This window comes from Pseudomonas azotoformans, assembly GCF_001579805.1.
GTDB lineage: Bacteria > Pseudomonadota > Gammaproteobacteria > Pseudomonadales > Pseudomonadaceae > Aquipseudomonas > Aquipseudomonas azotoformans_A.
The window spans coordinates 3,917,984-3,932,892 of sequence record NZ_CP014546.1; the positions used below are offsets into that span (position 1 = coordinate 3,917,984).

The 14,909-nt window shown below is 60.9% G+C and carries 14 protein-coding genes; 5 read left to right on the top strand and 9 right to left on the bottom strand.

Features of this window, described 5'->3' with window-relative positions; all coding sequences use genetic code 11:
* Positions 1–20 precede the first annotated feature (20 nt).
* Positions 21–1,193, bottom strand: a complete 1,173-nt coding sequence (locus AYR47_RS18345) for an MFS transporter (protein WP_061449445.1) — start codon at positions 1,191–1,193, stop codon at positions 21–23.
* 103 nt (positions 1,194–1,296) lie between these two features.
* Between AYR47_RS18345 and AYR47_RS18350 the strand changes: the two genes are divergently transcribed.
* Positions 1,297–3,462 carry a TonB-dependent receptor gene (locus AYR47_RS18350; RefSeq protein ID WP_061436202.1) on the top strand — a complete coding sequence of 722 codons (2,166 nt, stop codon included), beginning with the start codon at positions 1,297–1,299 and terminating at the stop codon, positions 3,460–3,462.
* A 4-nt stretch (positions 3,463–3,466) separates the two neighbouring features.
* Here AYR47_RS18350 and AYR47_RS18355 read toward each other — a convergent pair whose 3' ends face one another.
* Entirely contained in the window at positions 3,467–5,149 is a 1,683-nt protein-coding gene (locus AYR47_RS18355) for an AMP-binding protein (protein WP_061436203.1), read from the bottom strand.
* Positions 5,150–5,228: 79 nt separating this feature from the next.
* Positions 5,229–5,411: a hypothetical protein gene (locus AYR47_RS18360; protein ID WP_061436205.1), complete on the bottom strand. Its 183-nt coding sequence runs from the start codon at positions 5,409–5,411 to the stop codon at positions 5,229–5,231.
* On the opposite strand from AYR47_RS18360, the gene AYR47_RS18365 reads away from it, so the two are divergent.
* Complete coding sequence (locus tag AYR47_RS18365) at positions 5,410–6,186, top strand: ABC transporter substrate-binding protein (RefSeq protein WP_061436207.1); 777 nt, start codon at positions 5,410–5,412, stop codon at positions 6,184–6,186. The genes AYR47_RS18360 and AYR47_RS18365 overlap by 2 nt on opposite strands.
* A 54-nt stretch (positions 6,187–6,240) precedes the next feature.
* Here the strand turns inward: AYR47_RS18365 and AYR47_RS18370 are convergent, their stop codons facing one another.
* The 4 genes from AYR47_RS18370 to AYR47_RS18385 form a co-directional block, all read right to left on the bottom strand.
* Positions 6,241–6,867 carry a helix-turn-helix transcriptional regulator gene (locus tag AYR47_RS18370; RefSeq protein ID WP_016978348.1) on the bottom strand — a complete coding sequence of 209 codons (627 nt, stop codon included), beginning with the start codon at positions 6,865–6,867 and terminating at the stop codon, positions 6,241–6,243.
* Positions 6,867–8,000 carry an NAD(P)/FAD-dependent oxidoreductase gene (locus AYR47_RS18375; RefSeq protein WP_061436209.1) on the bottom strand — a complete coding sequence of 378 codons (1,134 nt, stop codon included), beginning with the start codon at positions 7,998–8,000 and terminating at the stop codon, positions 6,867–6,869. Before AYR47_RS18375 ends, AYR47_RS18370 begins: the two co-directional genes overlap by 1 nt.
* Positions 7,997–8,941: an ornithine cyclodeaminase family protein gene (locus AYR47_RS18380; RefSeq protein ID WP_033903102.1), complete on the bottom strand. Its 945-nt coding sequence runs from the start codon at positions 8,939–8,941 to the stop codon at positions 7,997–7,999. Before AYR47_RS18380 ends, AYR47_RS18375 begins: the two co-directional genes overlap by 4 nt.
* An 84-nt stretch (positions 8,942–9,025) precedes the next feature.
* Positions 9,026–9,289 (bottom strand): hypothetical protein, encoded by a 264-nt coding sequence (locus AYR47_RS18385; RefSeq protein WP_218174485.1) that lies wholly within the window; start codon positions 9,287–9,289, stop codon positions 9,026–9,028.
* A 305-nt stretch (positions 9,290–9,594) separates the two neighbouring features.
* On the opposite strand from AYR47_RS18385, the gene AYR47_RS18390 reads away from it, so the two are divergent.
* Positions 9,595–10,260, top strand: coding sequence for a hypothetical protein (locus tag AYR47_RS18390; protein ID WP_061436211.1), 666 nt, complete (start codon positions 9,595–9,597; stop codon positions 10,258–10,260).
* A gap of 11 nt (positions 10,261–10,271) precedes the next feature.
* Here the strand turns inward: AYR47_RS18390 and AYR47_RS18395 are convergent, their stop codons facing one another.
* Positions 10,272–11,210: a LysR family transcriptional regulator gene (locus AYR47_RS18395; RefSeq protein WP_061436213.1), complete on the bottom strand. Its 939-nt coding sequence runs from the start codon at positions 11,208–11,210 to the stop codon at positions 10,272–10,274.
* Between the two features lie 109 nt (positions 11,211–11,319).
* Here AYR47_RS18395 and AYR47_RS18400 point away from each other — a divergent pair, with 109 nt between their 5' ends.
* Both AYR47_RS18400 and AYR47_RS18405 read left to right on the top strand, forming a co-directional pair.
* On the top strand, positions 11,320–12,819 hold the full coding sequence (locus AYR47_RS18400; protein WP_038844213.1) for a CoA-acylating methylmalonate-semialdehyde dehydrogenase: 1,500 nt from the start codon (positions 11,320–11,322) through the stop codon (positions 12,817–12,819).
* 246 nt (positions 12,820–13,065) lie between these two features.
* The gene (locus AYR47_RS18405; protein WP_051422265.1) at positions 13,066–13,386 is read left to right on the top strand and encodes a hypothetical protein; all 321 of its coding nucleotides are present in this window, start codon (positions 13,066–13,068) and stop codon (positions 13,384–13,386) included.
* Positions 13,387–13,410: 24 nt separating this feature from the next.
* Here the strand turns inward: AYR47_RS18405 and AYR47_RS18410 are convergent, their stop codons facing one another.
* A complete protein-coding gene (locus AYR47_RS18410) occupies positions 13,411–14,826 on the bottom strand; it encodes an MFS transporter (RefSeq protein WP_061436215.1) in 1,416 nt (471 codons plus the stop codon).
* Positions 14,827–14,909: the final 83 nt, after the last annotated feature.

The window sequence follows — 14,909 nt, forward strand, 5'->3', positions numbered from 1 at the left end:
ATTGAGAAGTATTCCCAATGCTAAGGGACAACCCTGCGGTAACGCAACGCGAGAATCGCAACCCAGGCCACCGCGTACGCCAGGCACACGAACAGGTAGGTGTACGCCAGGCCATACACCTGGCTGAGCAACCCGCCGAGGCAGATGCCAGCAATCGAGGCGAACTGCGCGGTGCCCTGGGCGATCCCCAGCACATGGCCCTGACGGGCGCTGTCGGCGGTCTTGGAGATCAGCGCGGTCAGCACCGGCGTGGTCGCGCCCAACAGCACGCCCCAGATGAAGTAGGTGCACACAAACACCACAGGTTCGCGGGTGACGCCGGCCAGGCCGGTGAGGACGATACAGCCGAGCACCACGTAACCGATGCGCCGCAGCGTGTCGGCTTGCGTACGCCCCTCGAAATGCCGCGACCAGGCCGTGGCCGACAGGATAAACCCCAGCGCCAGCAGCCCGTAGCACAGGCCCACCACCGTGTTGCTCACGTTGAAGGTGGTGCTCACATACAGCGAGAACGAGGTTTGCGGCAGCATCCGCGCGAGTAGCAGAATGCCCAGCACACTCAGCAGCGGTAACAGTGCGGACCCTTGCCACACACCGTTCTTGGCAGCCGACGCGGTTTTTTTGACCGGCGCAACATCCGGCAGGGTCACCGCCGCCACCAGCGTGCACACCGCGCAGAGTGCGGCGGCGCTGAGGTTGATCCAGAAGAACGTGGCATGGTCGAGGATCAAGCCGCCCACCACCGCGCCCAGCAATGAGCCGACATTGGTGGAAATCTGCAGTAGCGCAAACAAACGCGCGCGCCGCGAAGGCGCCTCGATGCTCACCCCATACGCCTGCGCCGGGGCGATATACCCGGCGCAGGCGCCCTGCAGGAAGCGCAGGACCAGAATCGTCCAAAGGTCGCTGAACAGCGCCAGCCCCAATTGGGTCAGGGTCAGCCCGACCAGCGCACGGATCATCATCCACTTATGGCCGTAGCGATCACCGATACGGCCCCAGAACGCACTGGTCAGCAAAATGCCAAGCATCGGCCCCACGTACACCGCGATGCTGGCGAAGCTGAACAACGTGTCGGAATCGGTCAGCCCGCGCAGGTGCAAGGGCCAGAATGGGCCGCTCATTTCCATGGCACCCATCGACACAAGTTGGATCGTGAACAGCAGGTAAATCAGGACACGGGTGGTTGGCATGAATCGGTCTCGGTAAAAAACGCGCGGGATGCTGATACTTTTTCCCGCGTCGGCTGGCATCAGGAGTAATGCTCATTTCTCACGATGAAAGGACCCTGATGCCATGCTCGTTGCCAGCCGGTTAACCCTCGCTGTCCGTACTGCCCTGATGCTCGCCGCCGCCAGCACCAACACCTGGGCTGCCACCCAGGCGTCGACCGACGACAGCGCGCAAAGCCTGACCCTTGACGCGACGAACGTCAACGCCGTTTACCACGGCCCTACCGACTTGCCGGAGGTGCTCGCCGGTGGCCAGGTCGCCCGTGGCGCGCGTTTGGGCATGCTGGGCAACAAGGACGTGATGGACACGCCGTTCAGCGTCACCAGCTACACCGCCAAGACCCTGGCCGACCTGCAAACGGTGACCGTGGCCGATGCCCTGGAACGTGATCCTTCGGTGCGCTCAACCGGCCAGACTGGCGGTATCGTCGACTCCTTTTTCATCCGGGGCTTCGCCATCGGCGAGGGCAACTTGGGTGAGTTGGCCTACGACGGCGTGTACGGCGTGGCACCCAACTACCGGGCGTTTACCGAGTACGCTGAGCGCGTTGAAGTGCTCAAGGGACCGGGCGCGTTGATGTACGGTATTTCACCGAATAGCGGCGTCGGCGGGGTGATCAACATTGTGCCCAAACGCCCGCTGGACCAGGATCTGACACGCTTCACCGGCAGCTACGCTTCGGACACACAAGTGGGCGGTCACCTGGATATCAGCCGGCGTTTCGGTGACGAAAACCAGTTTGGCGTGCGTTTCAACGGCAGCCTGCAGGGCGGCGATACCGCCGTGGACAACCAGAACCGCGACGTCGGTATCGGCGCCATTGCCCTGGATTATCGTGGCGAACGCCTGCGCCTGAACCTCGACTACATCAGCCAGAAGGAAAGTTGGGAGGGCGCCTCGCGGCCCTTCACCATTGCGCCAGGAGTGGAAGTGCCGTCCGCGCCGAATGGCCGCACCAGCCTGCCGCAGAAATGGGGTTGGTCCGATACCAAGGAGCAATCGGCCTTGCTCGGCGGCGAATACGACCTCAACGACAACCTGACCGTGTTCGCCCATGCCGGTGGCGGTAAATCGGATGTGAAGCGCAAGTCCGACCAGGTGCCGCGCATCCTCAACGAGGCCGGCGATACCAGCAATATCCCGGGCTACTACAAATTCAACGTCGACCGCTCGACCGCTGAAGTGGGCTTGCGCGGGCTGTTCGCCACGGGGCCAGTGACCCATACCACCACATTGATGGCGACCCGTTACCAGGATGAACTGTCACGGGGCATCACCAACGGCACGGAGATCCGCTCCAATATCTACCACCCGGTGGACACGCCCAAACAATCGATCAACACGCCGAAGGTGCTGCGCATCTCCGAATCGGAACTGTCCGGCGTGGCGCTGACCGACACCTTGGGGATTCTGGATGACCGTATCCAACTGACGTTGGGCGTGCGCCGCCAGGACATCGAGTCGCGCAACTACAGTGCAAACGGCGTGGTCAGCTCGCGCTACAAAGACAACGCCACCACGCCGTTGGTGGGGGTGGTGGTCAAGCCCTGGGAGGATGTGTCGCTCTACTACAACTATGTCGAGGGCTTGAGCAAAGGTGATATCGCCCCCGGCACGGCGGCGAATGCCGGCGAGACGTTTGCACCCTATGAATCCAAGCAACACGAAGTGGGCGTGAAGTACGAACACGGCACCTTCATGACCACCGTGGCGCTGTTCCAGATTGAAAAGCCCAGCGGCGAATTGGGTGCCAACGGCGTGTATTCAGTGCAGGCCGAACAGCGTAACCGTGGCGTCGAACTGAGTATGTTCGGCGAAGTGGCGCCCGGCACCCGTTTGATGGGCGGCGTGACCTTCCTCGACGGTGAGCTGACTCAGTCCGCGACCGCCGCCAACCGTGGCAACAAACCGGTGGGCGTGCCGGATATCCAGGCCAACCTCTGGGCCGAGTGGGACACACCGTGGCTGGAAGGCTTTACCCTCACCGGCGGTGCGATCTACACCGACAGCCAGTACGTCAACCAGGCCAATACACAGGAACTCGATTCGTGGACGCGCATCGATGCCGGCGCGCGCTATGCGACCAAGATCGAAGGCCGGCCAACCACCTTCCGCGCGACCGTGCAGAACGTGTTTGACCGTGAGTACTGGTCGGGCGTGGCGTCGTATGGCGCGTTTTCGCCAGGCTATCCGCGCACTTTGCAGCTGTCGGCCACGGTGGACTTCTGACCGGTCAGGCAAAATCCTCTTCGAAATACTCCTGTTCACCCCGCGTGTCGCTTTGGCGTCGCACCACCTCCATCTGCCGCAGCTCCACGCGGCGGATTTTCCCGGAGATGGTCTTGGGCAGTTCGGTGACGAATTCGATACGTCGCACCCGTTTGTAGGGGGCGAGGTTTTCGCGGGCGAAGGCAAGGATATGCCGGGCCAGTTCATGGCTGCCCGGTTCGTCGTGGGCCAGGATCAGAAACGCCTTGGGCACCGCCAAGCGTAACGGGTCGGGACTCGGCACCACGGCCACTTCCATGACCGCCGGGTGTTCGATCAAGGCACTTTCCAGCTCGAACGGGCTGATGCGGTAGTCGGAGGCCTTGAACACATCGTCGGCGCGACCGACGAAGGTGATGTAGCCGTCGGCGTCGATCTGCGCGGTGTCGCCGGTGCGGTAGTAGCCGTCACGCATGACCTCGGCGGTTTTCTCCGGGCTGTCTTCATAGCAGAGCATCAGGCCGAGCGGGCGCACGTCGAGGGGCAGGGCGACTTCGCCTTCGTTGCCGGGATTGCCGTCCGGGTCGAGCAGCGCAACCTGATAACCCGGCAACGGGCGACCCATGGAACCAGGCTTGAGCAACTGTCCGGGCGTGTTGCCCACCAGCGCAGTGGTTTCCGATTGGCCGAAGCCATCACGCAACGGCAGGCCCCAGGCATGCTGGATCTGTTCGATGATTTCCGGGTTCAGCGGCTCGCCGGCGCCGACCAATTCGCGCAGGCTCAAGCGTGATTTGTAGCTGGCGAGGTCCTCCTGGATCAGCATGCGCCATACCGTGGGCGGCGCGCACAGGCTGGTCACGCCGTAGCGTTCCAAGGCACTGAGCAGGGCCGGCGCGCTGAACCGTGCGACGTTATGGATAAAGATGCACGCGCCGGCATTCCACGGGGCGAACAGGCAACTCCAGGCATGTTTGGCCCAGCCCGGTGACGAGATATTCAGGTGCAGGTCGCCCGGTTGCAGGCCGATCCAGTACATGGTCGACAGGTGCCCGACGGGGTAGCTCTGGTGGCTGTGCAGCACCATCTTTGGCTTGGACGTGGTGCCGGAGGTGAAGTACAGCAACATCGGGTCGGTGGCCAGGGTGCGGCCTTCGGCCTCGAACTGCTCGGAGTGCTCAAAGGCCGCGTTGTGCGCGACCCAACCGGTAGGTGCAGCTCCCACGCAGACGCGGCTGCAACCGTCCGCCAGCCCGGCGAACTTGTGCACATGCGCTTCACCCACCACCAGGTGACGTACCTGCCCGCGCTCAATGCGATCACGCAGGTCATCGGGGTTCAGCAACGCTGTGGCGGGGATGACCACCGCGCCAAGCTTGAACGCGGCGAGCATGGTGTCCCACAACGCCACGTCATTGCCGAGCATCAGCAGCACGCGATCACCCCGGCGCACGCCGAGGGCGCGCAGGTGGTTGGCCACCTGGTTGGAGCGCGTCGCCAGTTGCTGGAAGCTGTAGCGTTGCTCGCTGCCGTCTTCCTCGACGATCCACAGCGCATCCGCCGCATTGCCCTCGGCCATCGCGTCGAAATAGTCCAAGGCCCAGTTGAATTCGCCCAGTTGCGGCCAGCGGAAATCCCGTACGGCAGTGGCGTAGTCGGTGCGGTGAGCGAGCAGAAAATCCCGAGCGGCCAGGAAAGGCTGGGTCATGGTGGCTGTCCTTAATTATTGTTGTGGGACTTTGCCTCGGCTGAACCGAGAAGCTGGACCGAGTATAGGCACGCAGAAATCAGAGCAGAACGCTCAAAAACACCGTTGCGTTGTGCAAAAAAGTCATGGGTGTTGAACCGCCAAGCAGGGTGATTGACGATAAAAACGTAAAAGTCCAATATGGAATTATAAGTACAAAAACTGGCTTCATCTCTTTCTTCAGGCTTGCCAAACCAACAACAACTTGCGAGAACATCCCCATGAAGAAGCGCTCCCTTATCACCGCACTGGCCCTAGGCCTACTTGCATCCAGCCATTTGATGGCCGCCGAGAAAACCCTGCGCATTGGCATCGAGGCCGCTTACCCACCATTTGCGTCCAAGACGCAGGAAGGCAAGATCGTCGGCTTCGACTACGACATCGGCAATGCGCTGTGCGCGCAGATGAAGGTCAAGTGTGTGTGGGTAGAAGGTGAGTTCGACGGTCTGATTCCTTCCCTCAAGGTGAAGAAAATCGACATGGCCCTGTCGTCCATGACCATCAACGAAGACCGCAAGAAGTCGGTGGATTTCACCCACAAGTACTACTTCACCTCATCGCGTTTGGTGATGAAGGACGGCGCCGTGGTGGATGACCAATACGCCAGCCTCAAGGGCAAGACCATCGGCGTGCAGCGCGCCACCACCACCGACCGGTATGCCACCGAGGTGTTCGAACCCAAGGGCATCAACGTCAAGCGCTACAGCAATAACGAAGAGATCTACATGGACCTGGCGGCCGGCCGCCTGGATGCGATTTTTGCCGACACCATTCCCCTGAACGACTTCCTGCAGATGCCGCGCGGCAAGGGTTACGCGTTTGTCGGCCCGGAACTCAAAGACCCGAAATACGTGGGTGAGGGCGCCGGGATTGCGGTGCGCAAGGGCAATACGGCGTTGGTGGGCGAGTTGAATGCGGCCATCGATGGCATTCGTTCCAGTGGTGAATACCAGAAGATTTCGCAGCAGTACTTCAAGTCTGATATCTACGGCGACTAGCGCTGTCGCACAACATATTCGAACCCTTGTGGCGAGCGGGCTTGCCCGCTCACGTTATCCCTTCAATTCTTTCAAATGCTTGTAGACCGTCGCCCGCCCCATGCCCAGCACATTGGCCACATAGTTCGACGCGCTCTTGCCCTTGAACGCCCCCTCGGCATGCAGCGCCAGCACCAGCTCGCGCTTGTGGTCACGGGTCAGCAGGTTCAGGCTCAACTGGCGCTCGCGCATCCACGCATGCAGGAAGGTATTGATGCGCTCCTGCCAGTCATCGCGAAACAGCGAGTCCGGTTGCGGGATCAGTTTGCTCGGAGACAGGAACAGGTCCAGCGCCGCCTTGGCGTTTTCGAACAATGAAATATTCAGGTTGATGCACAGCACCGCCAGGCGACGACCTTTGTGGTCGTGCAGCACGGTGCTCAGGCTGCGGATTTTCTGACCGTCCCAGTTGAGCTTTTCGTACGGGCCGATGTTCACTTCGCTGACGTCAGCGTCGAGCATGTCCTCCAGCGCCGAGTCATCGCCGATGCTGCGCTTGGACAGGTTGTTGGCGATGTAATCGACTTTTTGCGAGCGCAGGTCGTGCAGCACCGCTTCGGCGTGGGGGAAGAACAGCGTGGCGATGGCGTCGGCCATCGCGCGGAAGTTCTGCATGACCTTGTCTTGTTCAGCGGTGTTCATCAATGGGGCTCCAGGCGGGCAGGGGAGAGCATACCAGCGTCGAGGCCGAACCGCGTCAGTGCCTCCGGCAGCGGCGCGCCGCGTACCAAGGCCGCACTGGCCTGGCCCATGGCCGGTGAGGTCTGGATGCCATAGCCGCCTTGTGCCGCGACCCAAAACAGGCCCGGTATCATCGGGTCAAACCCCGAGAGCAAATCACCGTCGTGTACAAAACTGCGCAGGCCGGCCCAGGTGCGGGTCGGGCGGCGGATGGTCAGGGTGGTGGCTTCTTCGATCTGGTAGATGCCCATGGCGATGTCCAGTTCTTCGGGCTGGATATCCTGGGGTTCGACCGGGTCGGCGTTAGCCGGTGAGCCGAGGAACATGCCGGCGTCGGGTTTCATGTAGAAGGATTCGTCCAGCGCCACCAGCATTGGCCAGTGGTGGCTGTCGACGCCTTCGGGGCCGGCGAAGATGAACGCCGAGCGCCGCTTGGGCTGCAAGCCGATGGACGCGGCGCCGGCGAGCCCGCCGATGTGGTCGGCCCAGGCGCCAGCGGCGTTGATGATGATGGGGGCGGTGCAGGTTGAATCCTGGGTTTGCACGTGCCAGATGCCGTCGGCGTCGCGGCTCAAGCCGAGCACATGACTGTCGGTGCGAACCTCACCGCCGTTGCGGCGGATGCCACGCAGGTAGCCTTGGTGCAGGGCGTCGGTGTCGATGTCGCTGGCGGTGGGGTCATACAGCGCACCGTGGACTTTTTCGCGGCGCAAGATCGGCAGCTTCCCACAGGCTTCGTCGGCGCTGAGCAATTGCACCTGCGCCACAGTGGCCTTGGCGCTCAGGTACTGGGCGTTCAGCTCGGCCGCATCGCCGATGAAATCCACCGTCAACTCGCCGCGTGGCGTCAGCAGTGGGTGTTCGCAGAAACCGCTGGGCGGGTGGTCGAAAAACTCACGACTGGCCAGGGTCAGCGCACGCACCTGCGGGGTGCCATACGCGGCGGTATACAGCGCCGCTGAACGCCCGGTGGAGTGATAGGCCGGGTGGCTTTCGCGCTCCAGCACCAACACCTTGCCGTGCTGCGACAACCAGAAACCCGTGGACGCGCCGGCAATGCCGCCGCCGATGATGATGAAGTCTGCAGGGTTCATAGCTGTCTCCAGAGGGCATTGGCCAGGGCGATGTCTTCCAGGCCCAGGCCGATGGAGCGGAAGAACACGTGGCGGTCGTAGGTCGGGCGCTGTACCTGTTCGCTGAGCAATTCGGGTAGGTCACCGGCCACGGTGCGCGGGTCCCAACCGTACTGTTCGGCGGCGATCAGCATTTCACCGGCCGCGCCAGGGGTGGTGCGGCGATAGTCGCAGAATACCTGCATCGTGTTGAGACTGTGTGGCGGCACTTCATGGGCGCGAGGGGCGTTGGTGCTGATCGAGGTGATCAGCGCCGGTTTGCTCAAATGCGTCGGATCGAGCACCGGCCCGGCTGACGACGTGCACAGCAGGATCACATCGGCGCCTTCCACTGCCGCCGCGCAACTGTTGGCGATGACCACACGTGGGTCCAGGCCCTTGAGCTGCGCGATGGCCTCGGCGGATGCGTTGGCCAGGCTGGGCGAATACACGTTGATGCTCTGCCAATCCCTGAAACCTTTTACATACTGCAGGTGCGCCTGGGCCACCTTGCCACTGCCGATGATCGCCAGGCGTCGCGCGGATAACGGCGCCAATGCGTCCACTGCCAGCGCCGTGGTCGCGGCCGTGCGTGCCGTGGTCAGTTCGGCTGCATCGCATAGCAACAGGGGCTGGCCGGTCTGCATCGACATCAGCAAGGTCCATGCCGTCACCAGAGGGCCTTGCTCACGCACGATATAGGGCGAGGTCTTGACCCCGTACACCCCATCTTCGGCCAATACACCCAGGTAGTTGATGAAGTCGCCTGCGGCTTGCGGGAACTCCACCCGTTGCTGCGCTGGCTGCACCGCTTGCTCGTTCGCGAGGTCGCGGAACAGCTTGCGCAGGATCTGCGGTACATCGATCTGGCTGAGCAGCTCGCGGGCCTGGGCGTGATGGATCACATGAGGTGTGCTGGACATCGGTGTCTCCGCAGATAAACTAATTTGTCCATTATGGACTTTTAGTTCTGCTGAGCAATATCCTTCGAGAAAAAAGCTGGCGTCTTACTTGCCCAGGTTCTGATTCATCAGATTACCCAGTACCGGCCCTTGGCTTGCTGTTTGCCACGCATGGAAATTCTCGCAGCCTTCCACATTTGCCTCGGCAATGTTGCTGCGCGGGTCGCAGATCATCGACCAGCGTTGCTGTAACGACGGGTACTTGATGAAGTCAGCCCGTGTGGGCGGTTGGCAGCCAAGCAGGGCAATGGCGGACATCACCGCAGCGGTGGTTTGAAAGGCGGTGGAGGGGACGATGTTCCAGTTCATGATGATCAACACTCCCCACTAGGGAGCCCTTGAGATGACGCTGCCACGGCCTGGAGTGTTGTGGCCGCAAGAGAATGCTACGGCCGAATTGGCCCTTCAAGAAGATCCACTTTTAGTGAGTTTGCTGGAGCCATTTGATGGTTTTAACGTTCTTCAAGTCGTTTGCTGAAAGTGGGTATGGATAAAGTTTGTCTGCACGGTGATTACGAAAAAGTATAAGTAGCTGTCAGTTCTAACAGGTCTCGGCGCCTCACCGATCCGTTAACTTCAACACCATTGGAGATGGGCAAGCGCAGGGATAAAAAATGAAAATCAAAACGTTAATCGCCGGACTGGTTTGCGCTGCCGTGGCCTCATCGGCATCTGCACAGCCTCTTGCTTGGAATGATCCGAGTATCAGCGACGGCCCGTGCACCAATCCTCCTCCTCTTCAATACCCGGCCGCACTGTTCAATACACTACTAGGATTGCCTCAGCTCTTCAGGGTCTATTTGCCGTTTGGTAACCAGGCCTACTACCGCTGGGTTCATCAGAAAATGAATGCAGGCGTGCCCGCGACAACCCCAGCTCAACTCTTGGCCACTAAACCTAGGGTGACGTTTCCGTACCTGCTTGCATTGCCTTTTTTTGCCTTGGGCAAAGTCGACGTCTACGATCAGCCCCCGTTCGGCAGAGGGTATTTTCTACAGCCCGTTCCTTTGAATGCGGTCGCTACTGATCTAAAAATCAATATCGTCTACGCAAGCCCAGGGTCTGCTCCGGATAATTTTGGCGGGACAGATATTCCAACACGGTTTATCTGGGCAGATCTCACGACACTGGTCGAGTGGCACTGTTTTGCTGGGGGAGTGCAAGTGGTTAATATTCTGTCGCTTACCCCTACGCTGACAACTGGGCAGATTTCAGCGATTACCACGTTTCTGCAAAGTTATGGTTTTCAACCCCAGAACCTGATGACGATGCCCTATTAATAGGCTAGGGCTCAACCGACAAACCTGAACCCCTTTGACAGCTTTTCTTTAAGAAACCCCACCAACACACTCACCGCCTTCGGCACATGCGGCGAATACGGTCGGATCAGGTAGATCTCATCGGCAAACGCGCCCTTGAGGGTCCAGCCCTTGAGCACCTGCACCAGCTTGCCGCTGGATAGCGCGGCATGGGCGCTGAAGTCCGGAAGCAGAGCGATGCCCAGATGATTGAGCGCCGAATCGCGCAGGGCTTCGCTGTTGTTGGTGGCGAAGCTGCCGGCAATGGGCACGGTGAGGCGTTCGACGTTTTTAGTGCCGCGCTCGAAGGTCCAGGCGGGCTGGTCGGTGCCGCGTGGGTAGAACAGGCAGTTATGTGTAGAAAGATCGCCAGGTTCGCGCGGCTCGCCGTGGCGTTGCAGGTAATCCTGGGTGGCGACCAGTACCGAGCCGGTGTCACACAGCTTCCAGGCCACATGGGTTTCCGGCACTTGGAAACCGTGGCGCACGGCCAGGTCGTAGCCTTCGGCGGCCAGTGAACTCAAGGCATCCGACACGTCCAACTGGATACGCACCTGCGGGTACTGCTGCAAAAATTCCGACAGATGCGGCACCAGTTGCTGACGGGCAAACGCCACCGGTGCCGTCAGCCGCACCAATCCACGAATCTCCCCGACCGAGTCGCGCACCGACGAAAAACTGCGGGCGATCTGTTCATAAGCGCTGCGCACTTCGCGAGTCAACGACAGCCCCGCATCGGTCAGCCGCACACTGCGCGTGGTGCGCGTCACCAGCCGCGTGCCGGTGGCCTTTTCCAGGTCGGAAATACGCTGGCTCACGGCGGACTTGCTCACGCCCAGGCGTGCGGCGGCGGCGGTGTAGGTGCCTTGTTCCTCCAGCACTGACAGCCAGTGGATGTGAGTCCAAAGCCCTTCGATTTCAGCCTTTTCCATGAGTAGATTGTTCGCGTATGTGGACAATAAGTTCTGGATTCTGCTCTGGTTTGGAACAAAGCGAAAGCCTATCGTGATCCCCAACGCTACCCACCTGGGATCTACTGCCATGACAACGACAATCGAGCATTACATCAACGACCAGCGCGTTTCCCGCGATGATCGTTATCAGGACGTCTTCAATCCCGCCACCGGCGAAAAGACCGGCCGCGTCGCCCTGGCCAGCCGCCAGACCGTGTCCGAAGCCGTTGCCGCCGCCCAAGCCGCGTTTGCCGGTTGGGCCGATACGCCGCCAATCCGCCGCGCCCGCGTGCTGTTCGAATACCTGCACCTGCTGCGCGAACGCAAGGACGACCTGGCACGCATCATTGTCGCTGAGCACGGCAAGGTCTTCACCGACGCCCAGGGCGAAGTCGACCGGGGCATCGACATTCTCGAGTTCGCCTGTGGCATTCCCAACCTGCTCAAGGGTGAGCATTCCGACCAGGTTTCCCGTGGCATGGACAACTGGACGATGCGCCAGCCCCTGGGCGTTGTGGCCGGTGTCACGCCGTTCAACTTCCCGGTGATGGTGCCGATGTGGATGTACCCGATCGCCATCGCGGCGGGCAACACCTTCATCCTCAAGCCAAGCCCGACCGACCCAAGCGCCTCGCTGTTCATGGCCGAACTACTGCGTGAAGCCGGCCTGCCCAAAGGCGTGTTCAACGTGGTTCAGGGCGACAAGGAGTCGGTGGATGCGCTGATCGAACACCCGGACGTCAAGGCCGTGAGCTTTGTCGGCTCCACGCCGATTGCCCAATACATCTACGAAACCGGCGCCCGCAACGGCAAACGCGTGCAAGGTTTGGGCGGCGCAAAAAACCACATGGTGGTGATGCCCGACGCCGATATCGAAAAAACCGTCGACGCCCTGATGGGCGCCGCCTACGGTAGTGCTGGCGAGCGCTGCATGGCGATTTCCGTCGCCGTGCTGGTAGGCGATGTGGGCGATAAAGTCATCGCCGCCCTGACCGAACGCGCCAAGCAACTGCGCATCACCGACGGCCGTGATTTGAAAGCCGAGATGGGCCCGATTGTGTCCCGCGCAGCGTTGGAGCGTATCAGCGGCTACATCGAGCAAGGCGTACAGGCCGGTGCCCAATTACTGCTGGATGGGCGTGACTACGTGCCCACCGAAGCGGGCCTGGAAAACGGCTTCTGGCTGGGCGCGACGCTGTTCGACCATGTGACCCAAGAAATGAGCATCTACCGCGAAGAAATCTTTGGTCCGGTGCTGGCCTGTGTGCGTGTGAATGACTTTGCCGAGGCGATCAAGCTGGTCAACGATCACGAGTTCGGCAACGGCGTCAGCTGCTTCACCCGTGACGGCAACATCGCCCGTGAATTTGCGCGGCGGATTGAGGTGGGCATGGTGGGCATCAACGTGCCAATCCCGGTGCCGATGGCCTGGCATGGCTTCGGTGGCTGGAAGAAGAGCCTGTTTGGCGACATGCACGCGTATGGCACCGAAGGCGTGCGCTTCTACACCAAGCAGAAGTCGATCATGCAGCGCTGGTCGGAGAGCATCGAGCAAGGCGCCGAATTTGCCATGCCCGTCTCCAAATAACTCAAGCCAGTACGCGGTCAACTGTGGGAGCGGGCTTGCCCGCGATAGCGGAGTGTCAGTCAACCTTTTTGGTTCTGATACACCGCAATCGCAGGCAAGCCAGCTCCCACATTTGCGTCAGGAACGGGCACAAGTCTTGACTTCGCTTGCTCTACTCAGAGGAACTTGGCACGCTCACCCAGCGAGCGAACACAGTCAAGTCAATCAATAGGGAAATGCTCGGTTGAGAACGCTTTGAAAACAATCATGGGTATCGCCTTGTTGGCCACGTTACTGGCGGGCTGTGCGCCGTCTCACTCGGCATGGACGGGCGTCAGGAACGCGTTTGTCGGCACACGCTTCGATGCCCACCTCTATGACGATTGCAGCCGTGGCTGTGGCGATTCCTATTGGTCCCCGGTCAACAAGAAAAAGGTCTATGACCAGGTAGTGAAGGAGGGCGACAGCCAGCGCTACTTCGTGACCTGGATCCGCGACTGTCGATACTCCGTGCTCGTCTCGGGTGAAGGCATTATCCAGTCGTGGCGCTATGAGAATGAAGACCGAAGCAGCTGTTACATTTTTTAGTCGGCTGTCAAGCATCAACGGCCGCTAACCGATCGGTTGAACGACCCGCCTGGCAATCAGAATACCCATCACCGGCGCCAGCGCAAACACCCCGAACAACCACACCGCAGCGCTTGCTGTGCCTTCAATGCCGCCGGGTTCAGTCAGGCCCGCGATATTCGCTACCATGCCCGCCAGTGCTGCGCCAAACGCGGTGGCGAACAGTTGCACCGTGGTAATCGACGCAGAAGCCAGGTCCTGTTCGCCGTCGGGTGCCACCTGGAATACCCGGGTCAGCAAGTGCGGCCAGGCCAGGCCCACTCCCAGGCCGATCAGGGTAAGGGCCAGGCAAATCGGCGTAAGCGTCTGCGCACCGCCATTGCTTTCGCGAGGCATTAAAAGAGCCAGCGCCAGCATGCCGACAACACCCAGGATCGGCCCGGCCAGGATCGCGCGACGAACATTCGCGCCTGCCATTCCCGCGCTGGCGATTGACCCCAGCGTCCAGCCGGCCGCCATCAGTGCTGCCAGATAACCGGCCACCAGCGGTGATTGGTGGTGCAGGACTTGAAGAAACAGCGGTACAAAGATTTCGCCACTGGTCACAGCGACCGCCAACAACGACATCGTGGCGTACAGCGCGCCAAGCGCGGTGGTGAGCCGAAAGGCTCCAGCGGGCAGCAGTCGATGGCGGGATCGGCTTTCTGTGAAGACCAGCAGCGCCGTGAACATTGCTGCCGCTGCGAGCCCCAACAGGTTCAGGGGCAGGGTGGAAGAGACACTGCCGGCCGACACCGCCAGTACCGCTGCCGTCAGCAGCCCCAACTGAGTGAGCGGCAACGGTGTGGATTCAACACTCTCTGTGCTGCGCCTAGGCAGTACGGTCGCGGCCAGCACGGCGAACAACCCGGCCACCGGAATCAACGACCAGAATGCCGCCCGCCAGATGCCCAGTTCGGCAAACACGCCGCCCACCGCTGGTCCGACCAGCGTCGCAACCCCCCACATCCCCGAGACCAGCGCCATTGCGCGTGGCCACAAGGGTTCGTCGAATACCAGGCGAATCATCGCGTAGGACAGCGCAAACAAGAGCCCTCCGCCCAGACCCTGTACCAGCCGTCCGACCAGCATCACCGGCATGGAAGGCGCAAACGCGCACGCTAAGGCTCCGCCGGCGAACACCAGGCTGGCAACCAGATAAGCACCACGCGGCCCCAGGCGACCAAGCAAACGCGCGGACAACGCTGAACCGAGGATCGAGGCGGCGACAAACAGCGTGGTATTCCACGCGTAGTAGTCGATGCCGCCGATATCCTTGACCACTGACGGCAGAATCGTGGTGGCGATGTAGACGTTGATCGCATGCAGCACCACGCCGCCTGCCAGGGCCAGTGACCGTACGCCATTTGCACCGGACAGCAAGGCGGCCCAGTTGGAGGGAGAGGTTTGCGTTGTGTTCATGGAGACTCCATGTCAAAGGAATGAAGGCTTGCCAGGGCAGGCCGACACTCTTTATAAGACCTCATGTATAGATGAGGTCAAGC

Coding starts and splice junctions, on each gene's coding strand:
- AYR47_RS18400 (WP_038844213.1), top strand. CDS start 11,320: ATGACAACGACAATCGAGCATTACATCAACGACCAGCGCGTTTCCCGC.
- AYR47_RS18380 (WP_033903102.1), bottom strand. CDS start 8,941: ATGTCCAGCACACCTCATGTGATCCATCACGCCCAGGCCCGCGAGCTG.
- AYR47_RS18365 (WP_061436207.1), top strand. CDS start 5,410: ATGAAGAAGCGCTCCCTTATCACCGCACTGGCCCTAGGCCTACTTGCA.
- AYR47_RS18350 (WP_061436202.1), top strand. CDS start 1,297: ATGCTCGTTGCCAGCCGGTTAACCCTCGCTGTCCGTACTGCCCTGATG.
- AYR47_RS18405 (WP_051422265.1), top strand. CDS start 13,066: ATGGGTATCGCCTTGTTGGCCACGTTACTGGCGGGCTGTGCGCCGTCT.
- AYR47_RS18360 (WP_061436205.1), bottom strand. CDS start 5,411: ATGGGGATGTTCTCGCAAGTTGTTGTTGGTTTGGCAAGCCTGAAGAAA.
- AYR47_RS18385 (WP_218174485.1), bottom strand. CDS start 9,289: ATGAACTGGAACATCGTCCCCTCCACCGCCTTTCAAACCACCGCTGCG.
- AYR47_RS18355 (WP_061436203.1), bottom strand. CDS start 5,149: ATGACCCAGCCTTTCCTGGCCGCTCGGGATTTTCTGCTCGCTCACCGC.
- AYR47_RS18390 (WP_061436211.1), top strand. CDS start 9,595: ATGAAAATCAAAACGTTAATCGCCGGACTGGTTTGCGCTGCCGTGGCC.
- AYR47_RS18345 (WP_061449445.1), bottom strand. CDS start 1,193: ATGCCAACCACCCGTGTCCTGATTTACCTGCTGTTCACGATCCAACTT.
- AYR47_RS18395 (WP_061436213.1), bottom strand. CDS start 11,210: ATGGAAAAGGCTGAAATCGAAGGGCTTTGGACTCACATCCACTGGCTG.
- AYR47_RS18375 (WP_061436209.1), bottom strand. CDS start 8,000: ATGAACCCTGCAGACTTCATCATCATCGGCGGCGGCATTGCCGGCGCG.
- AYR47_RS18370 (WP_016978348.1), bottom strand. CDS start 6,867: ATGAACACCGCTGAACAAGACAAGGTCATGCAGAACTTCCGCGCGATG.
- AYR47_RS18410 (WP_061436215.1), bottom strand. CDS start 14,826: ATGAACACAACGCAAACCTCTCCCTCCAACTGGGCCGCCTTGCTGTCC.